General features: G+C 72.6%; 14 protein-coding genes. 9 read left to right on the top strand and 5 right to left on the bottom strand.

All coding sequences use genetic code 11. The features are described from left to right. The first annotated feature begins 99 nt into the window (after positions 1-99). The 3 genes from ACIRQ7_RS25520 to ACIRQ7_RS25530 all read left to right on the top strand — a co-directional run bounded on the left by ACIRQ7_RS25520 (position 100) and on the right by ACIRQ7_RS25530 (position 3,201). A complete protein-coding gene (locus tag ACIRQ7_RS25520) occupies positions 100-1,254 on the top strand; it encodes an acyl-CoA dehydrogenase family protein (protein ID WP_401474662.1) in 1,155 nt (384 codons plus the stop codon). Positions 1,255-1,261: 7 nt separating this feature from the next. Then, positions 1,262-2,269: an acyl-CoA dehydrogenase family protein gene (locus tag ACIRQ7_RS25525; RefSeq protein ID WP_404265033.1), complete on the top strand. Its 1,008-nt coding sequence runs from the start codon at positions 1,262-1,264 to the stop codon at positions 2,267-2,269. Positions 2,270-2,742: 473 nt separating this feature from the next. Next, entirely contained in the window at positions 2,743-3,201 is a 459-nt protein-coding gene (locus ACIRQ7_RS25530) for an ATP-binding protein (RefSeq protein ID WP_401474668.1), read from the top strand. Positions 3,202-3,446: 245 nt separating this feature from the next. On the opposite strand, the gene ACIRQ7_RS25535 is transcribed toward ACIRQ7_RS25530, so the two are convergent. Further along, on the bottom strand, positions 3,447-4,373 hold the full coding sequence (locus ACIRQ7_RS25535) for a cyclase family protein (protein WP_404265034.1): 927 nt from the start codon (positions 4,371-4,373) through the stop codon (positions 3,447-3,449). 157 nt (positions 4,374-4,530) lie between these two features. Here ACIRQ7_RS25535 and ACIRQ7_RS25540 point away from each other — a divergent pair, with 157 nt between their 5' ends. The 4 genes from ACIRQ7_RS25540 (at position 4,531) to ACIRQ7_RS25555 (ending at position 9,226) form a co-directional block, all read left to right on the top strand. Further along, positions 4,531-5,442 carry an SDR family oxidoreductase gene (locus ACIRQ7_RS25540; RefSeq protein WP_404265035.1) on the top strand — a complete coding sequence of 304 codons (912 nt, stop codon included), beginning with the start codon at positions 4,531-4,533 and terminating at the stop codon, positions 5,440-5,442. A gap of 50 nt (positions 5,443-5,492) precedes the next feature. Further along, positions 5,493-6,689: an acyl-CoA dehydrogenase family protein gene (locus ACIRQ7_RS25545; protein ID WP_404265036.1), complete on the top strand. Its 1,197-nt coding sequence runs from the start codon at positions 5,493-5,495 to the stop codon at positions 6,687-6,689. Continuing rightward, complete coding sequence (locus tag ACIRQ7_RS25550; RefSeq protein WP_404265037.1) at positions 6,689-7,756, top strand: Zn-dependent alcohol dehydrogenase; 1,068 nt, start codon at positions 6,689-6,691, stop codon at positions 7,754-7,756. The genes ACIRQ7_RS25545 and ACIRQ7_RS25550 overlap by 1 nt, the downstream gene beginning before the upstream one ends. 99 nt (positions 7,757-7,855) lie before the next feature. After that, a complete protein-coding gene (locus ACIRQ7_RS25555) occupies positions 7,856-9,226 on the top strand; it encodes an MFS transporter (RefSeq protein ID WP_404265038.1) in 1,371 nt (456 codons plus the stop codon). Positions 9,227-9,262: 36 nt separating this feature from the next. Here the strand turns inward: ACIRQ7_RS25555 and ACIRQ7_RS25560 are convergent, their stop codons facing one another. Beyond that, on the bottom strand, positions 9,263-9,886 hold the full coding sequence (locus ACIRQ7_RS25560) for a flavin reductase family protein (RefSeq protein ID WP_404265288.1): 624 nt from the start codon (positions 9,884-9,886) through the stop codon (positions 9,263-9,265). A gap of 237 nt (positions 9,887-10,123) precedes the next feature. On the opposite strand from ACIRQ7_RS25560, the gene ACIRQ7_RS25565 reads away from it, so the two are divergent. Next, positions 10,124-10,717: an RNA polymerase sigma factor gene (locus ACIRQ7_RS25565; protein WP_404265039.1), complete on the top strand. Its 594-nt coding sequence runs from the start codon at positions 10,124-10,126 to the stop codon at positions 10,715-10,717. An 8-nt stretch (positions 10,718-10,725) separates the two neighbouring features. Beyond that, the gene (locus ACIRQ7_RS25570; protein ID WP_404265040.1) at positions 10,726-11,412 is read left to right on the top strand and encodes a hypothetical protein; all 687 of its coding nucleotides are present in this window, start codon (positions 10,726-10,728) and stop codon (positions 11,410-11,412) included. Positions 11,413-11,892: 480 nt separating this feature from the next. Here ACIRQ7_RS25570 and ACIRQ7_RS25575 read toward each other — a convergent pair whose 3' ends face one another. From ACIRQ7_RS25575 to ACIRQ7_RS25585, 3 genes are all read right to left on the bottom strand, one after another. Further along, on the bottom strand, positions 11,893-12,732 hold the full coding sequence (locus ACIRQ7_RS25575) for an enoyl-CoA hydratase/isomerase family protein (protein WP_404265041.1): 840 nt from the start codon (positions 12,730-12,732) through the stop codon (positions 11,893-11,895). 49 nt (positions 12,733-12,781) lie between these two features. Further along, positions 12,782-15,049 (bottom strand): acetate--CoA ligase family protein, encoded by a 2,268-nt coding sequence (locus tag ACIRQ7_RS25580; protein ID WP_404265042.1) that lies wholly within the window; start codon positions 15,047-15,049, stop codon positions 12,782-12,784. A 540-nt stretch (positions 15,050-15,589) separates the two neighbouring features. After that, complete coding sequence (locus ACIRQ7_RS25585) at positions 15,590-15,847, bottom strand: hypothetical protein (protein WP_404265043.1); 258 nt, start codon at positions 15,845-15,847, stop codon at positions 15,590-15,592. Positions 15,848-15,967 lie beyond the last annotated feature (120 nt).

Raw genomic sequence — 15,967 nt, forward strand, 5'->3', positions numbered from 1 at the left:
GAATCCGGTGGAGCCACCACGCACCATCAGGGGCAGCGGCCGGGCGGGAGGTCTCGGAGCGGGCCTCGGCCGGCGTACGGACCCGGCCCGGGGCCGGTAGTGGACCTCACGTACACGGACGAGGAGGAGGACTTCCGGGCGCGGCTGCGGCAGTGGCTGGGCAAGGTGCTGCCGAAGCTCCCGGCGAAGCCCGCGGCGGCCGACTGGCCCGGCCGCCGGGCCTACGACACGGCCTGGCAGCGGCTGCTGTACGACGAGGGATACGCGGGCCTGCACTGGCCGGTGGACGCCGGCGGGCAGGGTGCCACCCCGACCCAGCACCTGATCTTCCTGGAGGAGACGGAGCGCGCCGGCGCGCCCTATGTCGGTGCGAACTTCGTCGGGCTGCTGCACGCCGGGCCGACCGTCGTCGCCGAGGGCACCGCCGCGCAGCGCGCCCGCTGGCTGCCGCCGATCCTGCGCGGCGACGAGATCTGGTGCCAGGGCTTCAGCGAACCGGACGCCGGCTCCGACCTCGCCGCGCTACGGACCAGGGCGGTGCGCGACGGCGATGCGTACGTGGTCAGCGGCGCCAAGATCTGGACCTCGCACGCCGAGGTCGCCGACTGGTGCGAGCTCCTGGTCCGCACCGACCCCACGGCCCCCAAGCACCGCGGCATCAGCTGGCTCGCGATGCCGATGGACGCGCCGGGCGTCACGGTCCGGCCGCTGCGCACCCTCGCGGGTTCGACGGAGTTCGCCGAGATGTTCCTCGACGAGGTGCGGGTGCCGGTGGGCAACCGCGTCGGTGCGGAGAACGACGGCTGGCGGGTGACGATGGTGACGCTGTCCTTCGAGCGCGGCACCGCCTTCGTCGGCGAGGTCGTGGCCTGCCGCCGGGTGCTGGGCGCGCTGGCCCGTACGGCTCGCGCCAACGGACGCTGGGACGACGCCGTGCTGCGCCGCAGACTCGGCAGGCTCAGCGCGGAGTTCGCGGCGCTGTGGCGGCTCACGCAGTGGAACGTCAGCGAGGCGCAGGCGTCCGGCGGTATGCCGGGCACCGGCGGATCGGTCTTCAAGCTGCGCTATTCGCACGCCCGTCAGGAGCTGTACGACGCGGCGGCCGAGGTGCTGGGGGCCGGTGCGCTGGACGCCGACCACGAATGGGTCGCCGACCGGCTCTCCGCCCTCTCGTACACCATCGCGGCCGGCACCTCGCAGATCCAGCAGAACATCGTCGCCGAGCGGATCCTCGGCCTTCCGAAGGGGCGGTGAGCGGCCGGTGGATTTCCAACTCACCGACGATCAGCGGGCGTTGCGCGACGGTACGCGGCAACTGCTGGCCGGGCGGTTCGGCCGCGAACGGCTGCGCGCCGCCGTCGACGACCCGGCGCCGGACCGCGCGTTGTGGCGGGAGCTGGGCGCGGCCGGGTTCTTCGCGCTGCGGCTCGCGGAGGAGGCCGGCGGCGTCGGGCTCGGGCTGCCGGAGGCGGTCCTGGTCATGGAGGAGGCCGGGCGGGCGCTGCTGCCCGGACCGTTGGTCGGCTGCCAACTGCTGGCCGGGGTGGTGGACGGTGTCGCGAGCGGCGAGCGGACCGCCGGGCTGTGCGAGGCGGCGGGGGGGCGGGCGCTGTGGGAACACCCGGACCACTGCGATGAATTGATCTTGATCGAGGCGCCGGACGGCTCGGAAGTCGGGGCGGAAGTCAGGCCGGACGCCGCGTTGGGGGCGGGTAAGGGGCGCACGGGCGGGGCGTACAGAAGCGCGGCGTCCGAGGTCTCCTGCGCCCGTCTCACCTCCGTCGACCCCCTCACCCCACTGGCCCGCGTCACGGACGTCCCGCGCGGCGCCCCCCTGGCCCTGGACGCCGCCGCGCTACGCCGTGAGGCCGCGCTGCTCACCGCCGCCCAGCAGCTGGGCAGCGCGGCCCGCACGCTGGAGATGGCGGTCTCCTACGCGCGCGGGCGCGAGCAGTTCGGCGCGCCCATCGGCTCCTTCCAGGCGGTCAAGCACCTCTGCGCGCAGATGCTGGTGCGCGCCGAGACGGCCCGCGGCGCGGTGTACGCGGCGTCCGTCACCCAGGGTGCGCTGGAGGTGACGGGGGCGAAACTGCTCGCCGACGAGGCCGCGGTGCGCAACGCCCGGGACTGTCTGCAGGTCCACGGCGGTATGGGGTTCACCTGGGAGGCCGATGTGCATCTGCATCTCAAGCGGGCGTGGGTGCGGGCGGAGAGCTGGGGCACGGCGGCCGAGGCGGAGGAAGCGCTGGCCGCGGGCTTGATCGCGTAATGACTGAGGGCTGAGGGGCGTTGAGGGGGCGTCCCGGCGCCAGCAATGTCAGACTCTGGCAACCCGTGTGCGAAATGTCGGACTCCGCAGGCATAAGTGGTCACGGAGTGTCGATATCGGGTTGTGTCCTAGGTGTGACTCGTCACAGCCGGGAGTCGGCGTTCTGCTCGGGTACGCTCCGTCGGGTGCGAGTGGTTCTGTGGCGCAACGGTCGCGGTGTCGTCGGTATGACGGCTCCGCGGTACGGACTGCGTGCCGCTCCTTCCGGGCCAGGGCCCGGGTTTCCCCCTTGTTCGACTCCCCGCGAAGTGCGTCGCACAGTATGCGGTACGCATACTCCCTTGCGCTGGAATATGCCCGAAGCGCTTGTTGGGGTGACTGAACGTCAACCATGCTGTGCTTCACCGGGGTCACGCACCGTGACTCCTTGGAGGCGCAAGGCGAAGTTTCCGCCGGTTCGGATGGTGTGAGCGGTGCAGGTGCTTCAGGTGCAGTTGGAGGTCCGGCCCGACCCCGCGGAGGTGGGGCGGGCCCGGCGATGGGCCCGTTCGCGGCTCGTGGGGTCCGGTATAGGGGTCGACGAGCCACTCGCGGAGACGCTGATCCTGCTGATCTCCGAGCTCGTCACGAACGCCGTGGTACACACCGGCTCCGCCGCCGAGCTGCGGATGTGCTTCTCGGGGTCGGGTGCCGTCGTGGCGACCGTCCGCGTCGAGGTGCTGGACGCCAGCGCCCGCCCGCCACGCCAGCGGCACGCCGACGGCGAGGACACCAACGGCCGCGGCCTGGAGCTCGTCGACGGGCTCGCGGACCGCTGGGGGTGGCAGCAGGAGGGTGCCGGCAAGCGCATCTGGTGCGAGGTGGACCGCTGTCAGTCGTTGCTGATGGCGGCGGGCTCCGATCTCGGGCGGATGAACCTCACCGCGCCCTGACATGCGGGGCGCGGTGAATTAGTCCAGACCAGGTGTTGACGTGGCGTGCGCTGTTGATCACGCTGGGGTGGAGCGATCCGCCGTGAGGGGGCGCCGAGGCCGAGGGGGGCGCCGGGCAACCGGTCCGAGGTCTCGGCGAACGCGGGTCGTGGCCGGAGTCGGGTGGCGGTCCGCGGGTGCCGCGCTCGGGGCGCGCACGGGCGCACCGCCACCCGGCCGGTAGGCCGCCGCGTCGGGGCTCCGCCTCAGAGCACCGCCACCGGCGCGACGGGCGCGCCCACTGCCCCGACGAAGGGTTCGGCCACCGCGGACAGGAAGAACTCCCAGCGCCCCTCGGCCGCGCAGGCCTCCGACAGTTCCTCCAGGTTCCAGTTCTGGCCCTGCAGCATGCCCATCTCGACCAGATCGAGGGCGTGCACCGGCATCCACAGGCCCTCGATCTCCGGCGGGAAGATCTCGAAGGTCAGGGTGTCGTTGGCGACGGCCGCGACATCGCGCGCGTGGAACCACTCCGGGGTCCGCAGCGAGAGGCCGGGGGACGGGAACGCGTACGCCTGCCGGTCGCCCGCGAGATAGTGCCCGACCTGCCCGGTCCGGATCAGCACGATGTCGCCGGAGCGCACCGTGACCCCCGCCAACTCCTCGGCGGCGTCCAGGTCTTCGGGGGTGACCGGGTGGCCGCCCGGCAGCCGGTCGGTGCCGTGGGCGCGGGCCACATCGAGGAGTACGCCCCGGGAGGCGATCGGGGGCGCCTTCTCGATGCCGAGGCTGGTGGCGCCCGCATGGGCGGTGATGCTGTCGGCGGGGCGGTTGTTGTAGAGCCGGCCGCCGTGTGAGACGTGGGTGAGGCCGTCCCAGTGGGTGGCGCACTGCAGGCCCATGGTGACCGCGTCGTCCGAAGTGGCGACCGTGCCGGGGCCGAACATCTCGTGGTTGATCGCGGTCATGGTGTGCAGCGGGTTCACCCGGCCGGGGATCATGCCGGTCTGCACGCCGTCCTGCCGCAGCGGCAGGGCGAGCGGTATCCGCAGGCCGGTGCGGATGCGGCCGGCGGCCTCCCGGACGACCTGCTCGGTGATCAGGTTGAGCGTGCCGATCTCGTCGTCGGCTCCCCAGCGCCCCCAGTTGTTGAGGCGTTTGGCGATGTCGTGGAACTCCTGCGGCAGGGTCACGGGCCCTCCTCGGTGGGCGGTGTCGGCCAGGGCTTTCGTGCGGACCGGGCCGGGCTCGCGGGGCCCGAACCCAAGGAAAGTCCCTAGGGGTCTTGTGCTCGCGCGATGTCCGCCCAAGAATCTAACGGTCCGTCAGAAACTCTGGGAGGGTCGCGGCATGGGGAACTTCTTGGCCGGCAAGGTCATCGCCGTAACGGGAGCGGGGCGCGGTATCGGCCGGGCGGTCGCCCTCGCCTGCGCGGAGCACGGCGCGAAGGTGATCGTCAACGACTACGGCGTCTCGATGGAGGGCGGCGAGCCCAGCAGCGAGGTCGCCGAATCCGTGGTGAAGGAGATCGAGGCGGCGGGCGGGGAGGCGGTCGCGGTGGCCGACGACGTGTCCACGATGGCCGGCGGCCAGCGCATCGTGGACACCGCCCTCGTCCGGTACGGGCGGATCGACGGCGTCGTGTGCGTGGCCGGCATCCTGCGCGAACGGATGCTCTTCAACATGTCCGAGGAGGAGTGGGACCCGGTCGTCGCCACCCACCTCAAGGGCACCTTCACCGTCTTCAAGGCGGCCGCCGCGGTGATGCGCAAACAAGGCTCGGGCACCCTGGTGGGCTTCACCAGCGGCAACCACCAGGGCAGCGTCGCCCAGGCCAACTACTCCGCCGCGAAGGGCGGCATCATCTCGCTGGTGCGCAGCGCGGCGCTCGGGCTCCACAAGTACGGCGTGACCGCCAACGCGGTGGCCCCGGTCGCCCGCACCCGGATGTCGGCGAACGTCCCCATGGAACTGAAGGAGATCGGTGAGCCGGAAGACGTCGCCGCGCTCGTCGTCTACCTGCTGAGCGGCCAGGCCAAGGAGGCCGGGATCACCGGGCAGGTCTACACCGTCGCAGGACCGAAGATCGCCCTCTGGGCCCAGCCGCGCGAACTGCGCTCCGCCTACGCGGACGGCAGCTGGACTCCGGAGAAGATCGCCGACTTCCTCCCCGGGTCGGTCGGGGTCGACCCGATGCCGATGCTGGAGCAGCTCGGGGCGATGAGCGCCGCGGCGGCGGCGAAGCAGCGGCCCAATGCGTAGCGGGCCGCGCCGCCGCGGGGCGGGGCCGGGGCGAGGGTCGGGGAGGCGGCGTGGACTTCGGGTTCGACGGGACGGATGAGGCCTTCCGGCAGGAGGCCCGTGGCTGGCTGGAGGGCCATCTGGTCGGCCCGTACGCCGGGTTGGCGGGCGTCGGAGGGCCCGGCAGCGAGCACCGGGGTGTCGCGGAACGGCGCGCCTGGGAGCGGGAGTTGGGCGTTGGCGGCTGGATCGGAACGGGGTGGGACCGGGAGCGGGGTACGTACGGGAACCGTGCCGCGACGCTCACCCAGCAGGTGGTGTGGGCCGAGGAGTACGCGCGGGCCGGGGCGCCGGGGCGGGTGGGCCACATCGGGGAGAACCTGCTGGCGCCGACCCTGATCGCGCACGGCGACGAGGCGCAGCGGCGGCGGTTCCTGCCGGCCATCGCGCGCGGCGAGGAGCTGTGGTGCCAGGGCTACAGCGAGCCGGACGCCGGATCGGACCTGGCCGGGCTGCGCACCGCGGCGGTCAGGGACGGCCGCCACTACCGGATCACCGGCCAGAAGATCTGGACCTCGCTGGCCGTGGAGGCCGACTGGTGCTTCGTGCTGGCGCGGACGGACCCGGGCGAGCGGCGCCACCGCGGCCTGTCGTTCCTGCTGGTGGCCATGGACCAGCCGGGACGGATCGAGGTGCGGCCGATCCGCCAGATGTCGGGGACGGCCGAGTTCAACGAGGTGTTCTTCGACGGGGCGGTGGCGCGGGCCGGGCACCTGGTCGGCGGGGAGGGGGCCGGCTGGCCGGTGGCCATGGGGCTGCTCGCACGGGAACGCGGTGTCTCCACGCTCGTCCAGCAGATCGGCTTCGCGGCGGAGCTGGCCGAGGTGCTCGGCGTCGCGCTCCGTGCGGGGGCGGTCCAGGACCCCGTGCTTCGCACTCAACTCACGGCCCAATGGGCCGAGTTGAAGGTCATGCGATGGAACGCGCTACGGACCCTGGGAGCCGCCGGTGACGCGGGGTCCCCCAGCGTCGCGAAGCTGCTGTGGGGCGGCTGGCACCGCCGCCTCGGCGAACTGGCGATGCGGGTGCGCGGGGCCGCGGCCGCGCTGGGTCCGTCCGACTGGTCCGCGGGGGCGCCGTACGAACTCGACGCGCTTCAGCGGCTGTTCCTGTTCAGCCGGGCCGACACGATCTACGGCGGCTCGGACGAGATCCAGCGCAACATCATCGCCGAGCGCGTGCTCGGCCTGCCCAGAGGGGAGCGGTGATGCGAGGCGTCATCTTCGACGGAGAACAGACCGAGGTCGTGGACGATCTGGAGGTAAGGGATCCGGGGCCGGGCGAGGTACTGGTCGGGATCCGGGCCGCCGGACTGTGCCACAGCGATCTCTCGGTGGTCGACGGGACCATTCCGTTTCCGCTGCCGGTGGTGCTGGGGCATGAGGGGGCCGGGGTGGTCGAGGCGGTGGGGCCGGGGGTGGTCCATGTGGCACCCGGCGACCATGTCGCGCTGTCGACGCTGGCCAATTGCGGTGCCTGCGCGGAATGCGACCGCGGGCGGCCGACGATGTGCCGGAAGGCGATCGGGATGCCGGGCAAACCGTTTCGGCGGGGGGAGACGGAGCTGTTCAACTTCGCCTCGAACTCGGCCTTCGCGGAACGTACCGTCGTCAAGGCGGTGCAGGCCGTGAAGATCGCCGAGGATATTCCGCTGACCTCGGCGGCGCTGATCGGATGCGGGGTGCTGACCGGCGTCGGCGCGGTGCTCAACCGCGCGAAGGTGGACCGAGGCGACTCGGTCGTGGTGATCGGCACCGGCGGAATCGGGCTCAACGTGCTGCAAGGGGCACGGCTCGCCGGGGCCTCGGTGATCGTCGCGGTGGACGCCAATCCCGCGAAGGAGGCGGCGGCCCGGAAGTTCGGGGCGACGCACTTCATCGACGCGTCGGCGGTGGCCGACAGCGTCAAGGCCGTGAAGGCCGTCCTGCCGACCGGCGCCGACCACGCCTTCGAGTGCGTGGGCAGTACGCGGCTGATCCGGCAGGCGGTCGATCTGCTGGACCGACACGGCCAGGCGGTCCTGCTCGGCGTGCCTCCGGCCACCGCAGAGGCGTCGTTCCTGGTGTCGTCGATGTACCTCGACAAGTCGATTCTGGGCTGCCGCTACGGCTCCTCCCGCCCGCAGCGGGACATCGCGCTCTACGCCCGGCTGTACCGCGAGGGACGGCTGCTGCTGGACGAGTTGGTGACCCGGACGTATCCGGTCGAGGACTTCGCGAAGGCGGCGGACGACGCGCATCACGGGCGGGTGGCGCGGGGGGTGCTGGTGTTCTGAGCCGGCGGCCCGGACGTCACGACGCCCCTGGCCCGATCCTGGCGAAGCCTGGCCCTCCGGCCACTCGTTCCCCGGGACGGCGTGACCCAGGCTGCTCCTGTGACCCAGATACCCGAACTGCCCCTAGGAACGGCCGGACCGGCGCGGGGGGCGGCAGCCACGCAGCACGCCCCCGCGGCGGCGGCCCCCGCGGCAGCCCCTGCCGTCCTCCAGGGGCCGCCGCCGCGACGCCGCAGGGGCCCGCACCGGGCCTGGCCGGTGGCGGCCGTCACCTTCCTCACGATCATCGGCGCGGCCGGCTTCGCCTCGCTGCCCGGCCTGCTCATCGACCCGCTGCACGCCGAGTTCCACTGGTCGCGCGGCACGATCGGCCTCGCGGTGTCGGTGAACCTCGCGCTCTACGGGCTGACCGCACCGTTCGCCGCCGCCCTGATGGACCGCTTCGGCATCCGGCGGGTCGTCGCCGCCGCCCTGACGCTGATCGCAACCGGCGCCGGGCTGACCGTCTTCATGACCACCAGCTGGCAACTCATCCTGTACTGGGGCGTGCTGGTCGGCCTCGGCAGCGGTTCGATGGCGCTGGCGTTCGCGGCGACGGTCACCAACCGCTGGTTCACCGCCCGGCGCGGCCTGGTCACCGGAGTGCTCACCGCGGCCGGCGCCTCCGGCCAGCTCGTCTTCCTGCCGCTGCTGTCCTGGATCATCGACCGGCACGACTGGCGGCCGGCCGCGGTGACCGTGGCGCTGACCGCGCTCGCCGTCGTCCCCCTGGTGTGGCTGCTGCTGCGGGACCACCCGGCGGATGTGGGCGTCGCGCCGTACGGGGCGCCGGAGTTCGTGCCCAAGCCGGCGCCGCAGCGCGGCGCGGCCCGGCGCGCGGTGCGGGCACTCGTCTCGGCGGCGCGCACCGGCCCGTTCTGGCTGCTGGCCGGCACCTTCGCGATCTGCGGCGCCACGACGAACGGCCTGGTGAAGACGCACTTCGTACCGGCGGCGCACGATCACGGCATGCCGATGACGGCCGCCGCCTCGCTGCTCGCGGTGATCGGCGTCTTCGACATCGTCGGCACCATCGCCTCGGGCTGGTTCACCGACCGCTTCGACACCCGCAGGCTGCTCGCCGTCTACTACGGCCTGCGCGGGCTGTCGCTGATGTTCCTGCCGCTGCTGCTCGCGGACTCCGTGCGTCCGCCGATGGTCTTCTTCATCGTGTTCTACGGCCTCGACTGGGTCGCGACGGTTCCGCCGACCCTCGCCCTGTGCCGCGAGTACTACGGCGAGGACAGCGCGATCGTCTTCGGCTGGGTGCTGGCCGCCCACCAGGTGGGCGCCGCCGTCATCGCCTTCCTCGGCGGCCTGGCACGCGACGCTCTCGGCACCTACGACCCCGTCTGGTACGCCTCGGGCGCCCTGTGCGCGCTCGCTGCCCTGATGGCGTTGGTGCTCCGGCAGCGTCGCCGGGTGGGGTGAGGGGGAGGCGCACCGGGATGGCCCGGGTACGCCGCCTCAGGCGTCCGGGGCGCCCAGCCGGCCGAAGGCGCCCCGGTGGAAGAGGAGCGGACCGCTGCCGGCGTCCGTGGTGTCCGTGCCGAGGGCTTCGACCCGGCCGACCACGATGAGGTGGTCGCCGCCGGTGTGCACCGCCTGGATCGTGCAGTCGATCCAGGCGGGGACGCCCGCCAGCCGCGGCGAACCGGTCGCGGGAGCCGCCGTGCGGTCGACACCGGCGAACTTGTCGCCGCCGCTGACCGCGAAGCCGAGGCACAGCTCCCGCTGGTCGGCTCCGAGGATGTTGACGCAGAAGACTCCGGCGGCGGCGATCCGCGGCCAGGTGGTCGAGGTCCGCGCCACCATGAACGTGACCAGCGGCGGGTCGAGGGAGAGCGAGGCGAACGACTGGCAGGCGAATCCGGCCGGTCCGGCCTCCCCGGGCGCGGTGATGATCGTGACGCCGCTGGCGAAGTGGCCCAGTACCGAACGGAACGCGGCCGGGTCGAGCGGGGCGCGCTCGTCCTCGCGTACGGCGCGCAGGGAGGGGCGGGGGAGAGGGGCCGAGGGGTCGGTGGCCGGGGTGGCGGCCGTGGTCGGCGCACCGACCGAACGCAGATACCGCACGGCCGTGGCCGCCATTCCAGCGTGTCCCATCATGCGTTCCATTGAATCTGATGCTGCGTCAGATGAAAACCCCCCGGGTCGCGGTGGGCGCGGGCGGGGGGCGGCCACTCTCAAGGGTGGTTTGGGATACCCCATGGGGTGATATGCGGGTGATTCATGACAGATGGGGGGTGGAGGGGTGATTGGCTGCCGACCGCCCGGGTAGCTTCCACCTCGGCCACGCCCGTAGCCGAACACGGGGAGACCAGCCGCATGGCCGATGCGACGCCGCCGTCACCGCCGTCCGCCGCTTCACCCTCCTTCGACGAGGTGTTCTGCGGACTGCTGCCCCGGCTCTACCGCCGCGCGGTCATGCTGGCGGGGTCGCGGCAGTCGGCCGAGGACGTGGTCCATGACGCGTACCTCAAGCTCGCCGCCCGCCCGCAGCGCTTCCTCGCACACCCCGAGCCGTACGCCTACGCCTTCACCACCGTGCTCAACGTCGCCCGCGACGCGCACCGCAAGGACCGGCGCCAGGTGCTGGTCGATGCGATGGAGGGGATGGAGGAGGTCGGCGCGGGCGGGGTTCGTGGGGGCGGCGGCGCCGGATCCGGGGCGGACCCGGCGAGTTGGGACGGCGGGATGGAGCGACGGCACGCGGAGTGGGAAGCGGTGCGGATGCTGAGCCGGTTGTCGCACCGTCAGGCGGGGATCGTCATCCTCGTGGACCTCGACGGCTACACCATCGACCAGGCGGCGCAGATCATGAAGGTGCACCGCGGCACCGCCGCCCGGCACCGCAGCCGGGCGCTGGACAAGCTGCGCGGCTTCCTCGTTGAATCGGAGCACGGGCGGGCTGGGAGGTGAGCGGCACGGTGGGCGCGGGGCCACGGTACGGCGGCGCGGACGGTGACGCGGACCGCTTCGGAAGCGGCTTCGGGGGCGGATCCGGAGGTGGCTCCGGAGGTGCCGGCGGCCCGGCCTCCGGCGGTCCCGGTGACGACGCCGAGGCGTTGCTGCGCGCGCGCCTGCGCCTCGCCGATGAGGAGATCGAGACCCCGGCGGGGCTGTGGGACCGGATCAGGGAACCGGAACGGAGGGCGGCGCCCGTCGCCGTCGCACTGCCGCGCCGCCGCCCGTATGCCGCCGCGCTCGTGGTCGCCGCGTCGGTGGCGGCCGTCGCGCTGGGGGTGTGGTGGCTGGTGCGGCCGGGCCCCGCGGTGCCGACGCCCGCGGCCACGGGGCGGACGGTGCCGATGACCGTGCACAACAGCGAGGCGGCCTGCCGTACGACCCACTCGCTGGAGTGCGCGCTGCGGCTGGCGAAGGATCCGTACGCGACGTACGCCGCTCGCCAGAACGCCGCCGGCCGGGTCTGGCACGGCGACGTCCTGGCCGCGAGCTGCGTGGTCACCAACGGCCGGATGGTCCGCGACGAGGAGGGCGTCACCTCCACCCGCTGGTATCTGGTCCGCACCGCGGCAGGTGTGCGGGGCTGGCTGCCCGGCGTGCGGACCCGCAACACCCGCGAGGTGCCGCTCTGCCCCGCGGACGTGACGTGACGCGGTCGTGAGGTGGCGCGGACCTGAGTGGCGTGCGCTGAAGTGAAGTGCCTGCTGTGGCGCACCTGATGTGACGCACGCCACAGCCGTCATGGTCATACGGGGCGGGTGCGTCGCCCGTGTGGTGAGGGACGGGTCTGTCAGGCGAGCGCCCGTGTGAGCCGCCCGGTCCTGCCGGTGCGGCGGCGCGGGCGACAGGTGGCACGGGAGTCAGCGATGAAGCGATCCGTATCCGACCGGTTCCGCGGGGCCGTGGTGGCCGGGGTCCTCGCGGCCGGGCTGCTGGTGGCGGCGGGCGCGCTGGGGGACGCCGAGGAGGGTCCGGCGGCCTCGGGGGCTTCCGGACCTTCCGGGGCCGCGGGGGCTGTTGGGGCGGCTGGGGCCGCTGCGGCCTCCGGGGTGTCTCACGGCGCTCAACGCCCGCAGTAGCGGCGCGCGACGTTCCCGGTCTCCACGCCCCCGGTCTCCAGGCTCCAGGTCTCAACGCCCCCGGTAGCGCGGAGTGCGCCGCTCCACGAAGGAGGCGACTCCTTCCTGTGCGTCCGCGGTCGTCATGTTGATCTCCTGGGCGGTGGCCTCGGCATCGAACGCGGCGGCCCGGCCGCCGTCGAGGGACGCGTTGACCAGCCGCTTGGTGAGCGCCAGGGCCCGGGTCGGGCCCGCCGCCAGCCGCTCGGCCCACTCCCGTGCGGTCTTCGCCAACTCGCCGTCCGGGACGACCCGGTTGACCAGTCCCAGCCGCTCGGCCTCGGCGGCGGGTACCGCGTCGCCGAAGAACATCAGCTCCTTCGCGCGCTGCGGGCCGATCAGCCGCGGCAGAAGGTAGCCGCCGCCCCCGTCGGGGACCAGCCCCCGGCGGACGAACACCTCGATGAACCGCGCTGATTCGGCGGCCAGCACCAGATCGCAGGCGAGCGCGAGATGCGCGCCGATGCCGGCCGCGGTGCCGTTGACGGCGGCGATCACGGGCTTCTCGCAGTCCAGCACCGCGGCGATGAACCGCTGTGCGCCGCGCCGGATCATCCGCGTCACGTCGCCGGCGACCCGTTCGTCCGCCGAAGGGGATCCGCGCAGATCGGCGCCGGCGCAGAAGCCCTTGCCGGTCGCGGTGATCACCACGGCCCGGATCCCCGGGTCGGCGGAGGCGTCGGCGAGCAGCTCGATGATGCGTTCGCGCTGGTCCCAGGTGACGGCGTTGTGCACCTCGGGCCGGTTCAGCGTGATCCACCGGACGCCGTTGTCAGTGGCATCGAGTACCCATGAAGGGTCAGAGGTGCCAGGGGCGCCGGTGCGGTCGGGGGGTGCGGGGGAGGGCGTCATGGGGGAGCGGCTCCAGAGGGTGCGGTCGGTGGGCGTACGGCGAGTGCGGTCAGTGGCAGATCGCGAGCGCGTCCAGTGCTACCGCCCCCTGCCCGCGCGGCAGCACCACCAGCGGATTGATGTCCAACTCCGCGAGGTCGCCGTCCAGTTCGAGCGCCATCCGCTGCACCCGCAGCACGACCTCGACGAGCGCGTCGACATCCGCGGGCGGGGCGCCCCGCACCCCCTCCAGGAGGGCGTGGCCGCGCAGTTCGCCGAGCATCGCGCGCGCCTGGTCCTCCCCGAAGGGCGGCACCCCCACCGCGACATCCCGCAGGACCTCGACCAGCACCCCGCCGAGCCCGACCGTCACCGTCGGTCCGAAGAGGCTGTCGTGCGTGACGCCGACGACCATCTCGACGCCCCGCTCGACCATCTGGCAGACCAGCACACCGTCCAGCGGGACGCCTTCGTAGCGGGCGATGTCGGTGAGTTCGCGGTAGGCGTCCCGGACCTGGCTGGCGGAGGTCAGACCGACCTTGACCAGCCCCAGTTCGGTCTTGTGTGCCAGCTGCGGTCCGGAGGCCTTCATGACCACCGGATAGCCGACCAGGCTCGCCGCGCGCACGGACGCCGCCGCGCTGGTGACCAGCTGTTCGCGCGGGACCCGGATGCCGTACGCGCGCAGCAGCTGCTTCGCCCCGTGCTCGCTGAGCTGCCGGCCTGGCCGCATCAGCGCCTGCGCCTTGGGCGCGGAGGGGGACAGCACCCGCGGGGCGTCGTCGAAGGGGGAGCGGTAGCCGGCGACGAAGCGGTGGTGGTCGAGGTAGCCCCGGACGGCCGTGATGCAGTTGGCGAAGGTGCGGAAGGTCGCCACCCGTGAGGAGCCCAGAAGGGTGGTGCGGTAGGCGTCCTCGGTGCCGACGGGCGAACCCCACACCACACACACCAGCTTGTCCGTCTGCTCCGCCGCGTCCACCAGGTCCTGCGCCAGCTTGTCGCTCATCGGCGGGAAGGGGCCGGTGATCGGGCAGATCAGTACGCCGATGGACGGGTCGGCGAGGATCGCGTCGATGATCTTCCGGCCGCGCCAGTCGCCGACCGGGTGCCCGCCGTTGTCTATCGGGTTGGCGACACTCAGGTAGTCCGGTATCCACTGGTGCAGTTCGGCCTGTTTGGCGTCCGGCAGATCCGGCAGCGGCAATCCCGCGGCGGACGCCAGGTCGGCGAAGTGGGCGCCGGTGCCGCCGGATATCGAGTAGACGGCGATGCCTTCCGCGACGGGTTTCCTGGCGCGGGCCAACAGCGCCGCGGTGTCCTGCAGCTCGTCGAGCCCGTCCACCCTGATCACGCCGAACTGCCGCATCGCGGCGTCCACGACACCGTCCGCGCCGGTGAGTTTTCCGGTGTGGGAGGCGGCCGTGCGGGCCCCGGCCTCGGTCCGGCCGACCTTGACGGCGACGACCGGGACCTTGTTGCGGGCCGCCCGGTCCGCGGCCAGCAGGAAGCTCCGCCCGTCCTTGAGGCCTTCGACGTACGCGGCGATGGCGCCCACTTCGGGGCGGGAGGTGAAGTAGGAGAGGAAGTCGGCGGTCTCCAGGTCGGCCTCGTTGCCGGTCGGCGCCCAGTGGGAGAGCCGGATGCCCAGCTCCTGGAGGGCGAAGACGGGGCGTCCCTGGTGGCCGGACTGGGTGATCAGGGCGATCGCCGGGCCCGTCAGGTCGTCGCGGAAGTTCTCGAAGGCGTTGAGGTTGGTGTTCGGGCCGAGCAGCCGCACCCCCGAGCGGCCGGTGGCCTCGGCCAGCCGGGCCTGGGCGGCCGCGCCGTCCTCACCGGTCTCGGCGAAGCCGGAGGCGAACGCGACGGCGAACTTCACCTTGGCCTCGGCGAGTTGCTCGATCACCGGAACCGGGTCACCGACCAGCAGGACCGCGAGGTCGACCGGTTCCGGCAGATCGGCGACGGTGGCGTGGCAGGGCCGTCCGAAGACCTGGTCGCGCCCGGGGTTGACGGGGTGCAACCGGGCCCCGACGCGCTCGGCCCAGGCGATCAGCTGCCGGGTGATGCCCGTATTGGGGCGGCCCGCACTGTCCGAGGCGCCGACCACGGCCACCGACTCGGGCCGGAAGAAGCGGTCCAGGTCGGGGACGTGCGCGTGCAGGGGGCGGCCGCTGACGTCGCGGTCGACGTCACGGGCGGGGTCGCCGTCGGAGTGCGGTCCGCCGCCGTGCGGTGGATCGCTCACGCCGTGGACGGTGTGCGGTGGTTGCTCCCCACAGGCCACGACGCGGGCCGGCCGGGAGTGAGTGGTGAGGGTGCCGTGAGTCGATCCAAGCATCGCAGACGCCCGCTCCTGTGTGACGGCTCTCATTACCTGACGCTTAGTCAGATTACTGAACTGACGGCATGTCAGGAATAGGCCTGCACGGTAAAGCTTCGGGTGGCGTGGTCGGTTGCGGGGGCCCGGTGCCGCGGCACGGTCCGCACCCTGACGGCACTCCGTGGCACTCGTGCCGACGTCGGGCAACGCCAGGTCACCGCCACCCGTCGTGCGGGTGGCGGTGACCGGGTTCCGGCGTGCAAGCCGATCGCAGAGGAGGGTGCAGTGTTCGCGCGGGAGGCCCTGGTCGTCCGGGTTCCTCCGGCGGGCTCCTGGGGTGGGTGCCGGCACAGGTCACGGTGTGGCTGCCCAGGAGCGCCGAGACGGCTGCGTTCCTCTACCTACTGAACATCTGCTGCGCTCCCTTGCGATCGATGCCTGGGCGTCAGGGCCGCGAGTCGGCCTACGCCCCTGAGGGGGGTCGGCGGAGGAAACCCGGCGCCGGGTCTACGGCGCGGGCGTCGGGTCCCACCCCGCCACTACACGGTTGTCCGGTACTCACCAGCCGCCATGGCCGCAGCCCATGTCCGAGCCGTTGTCGTTCCACTGTGCGCCCGGGTTGCCCTCGCCGTTGAGCACGTTCCCGGCCAGTCCGTTCAGGACCCCGATGTTGTTGAGGAGGTTGATGTCGAAGTCGTGCGACTTGCAGTAGGAGCCTCCGCCGTTGGCCGAGGCGGTGCCGGCGCCGGCACCGAGGAATCCGACAGTGCCGAGAACGGCGGCCGTGACGACGGCGGCCTTGCGAAGCTTGCGCATTTCTCCTCCATGGATGGAGCGCGGATGTGGGATCCCAAAAGATCCACTTCGTACGCTTATGAAGCTAATACGAATATTTCGTGACTGCTCGTCAGGGCGCGCATACGGGTAACCCCGGGG

Source organism: Streptomyces sp. NPDC101393 (genome assembly GCF_044767385.1).
Classification (GTDB): domain Bacteria; phylum Actinomycetota; class Actinomycetes; order Streptomycetales; family Streptomycetaceae; genus Streptomyces.

Bases quoted from the DNA above. Each gene is read 5' to 3' on its own strand.
- ACIRQ7_RS25560 (WP_404265288.1), bottom strand. From the start codon at position 9,886: ATGGCGGCCACGGCCGTGCGGTATCTGCGTTCGGTCGGTGCGCCGACC.
- ACIRQ7_RS25540 (WP_404265035.1), top strand. From the start codon at position 4,531: ATGGGGAACTTCTTGGCCGGCAAGGTCATCGCCGTAACGGGAGCGGGG.
- ACIRQ7_RS25575 (WP_404265041.1), bottom strand. From the start codon at position 12,732: ATGACGCCCTCCCCCGCACCCCCCGACCGCACCGGCGCCCCTGGCACC.
- ACIRQ7_RS25550 (WP_404265037.1), top strand. From the start codon at position 6,689: ATGCGAGGCGTCATCTTCGACGGAGAACAGACCGAGGTCGTGGACGAT.
- ACIRQ7_RS25585 (WP_404265043.1), bottom strand. From the start codon at position 15,847: ATGCGCAAGCTTCGCAAGGCCGCCGTCGTCACGGCCGCCGTTCTCGGC.
- ACIRQ7_RS25580 (WP_404265042.1), bottom strand. From the start codon at position 15,049: ATGCTTGGATCGACTCACGGCACCCTCACCACTCACTCCCGGCCGGCC.
- ACIRQ7_RS25565 (WP_404265039.1), top strand. From the start codon at position 10,124: ATGGCCGATGCGACGCCGCCGTCACCGCCGTCCGCCGCTTCACCCTCC.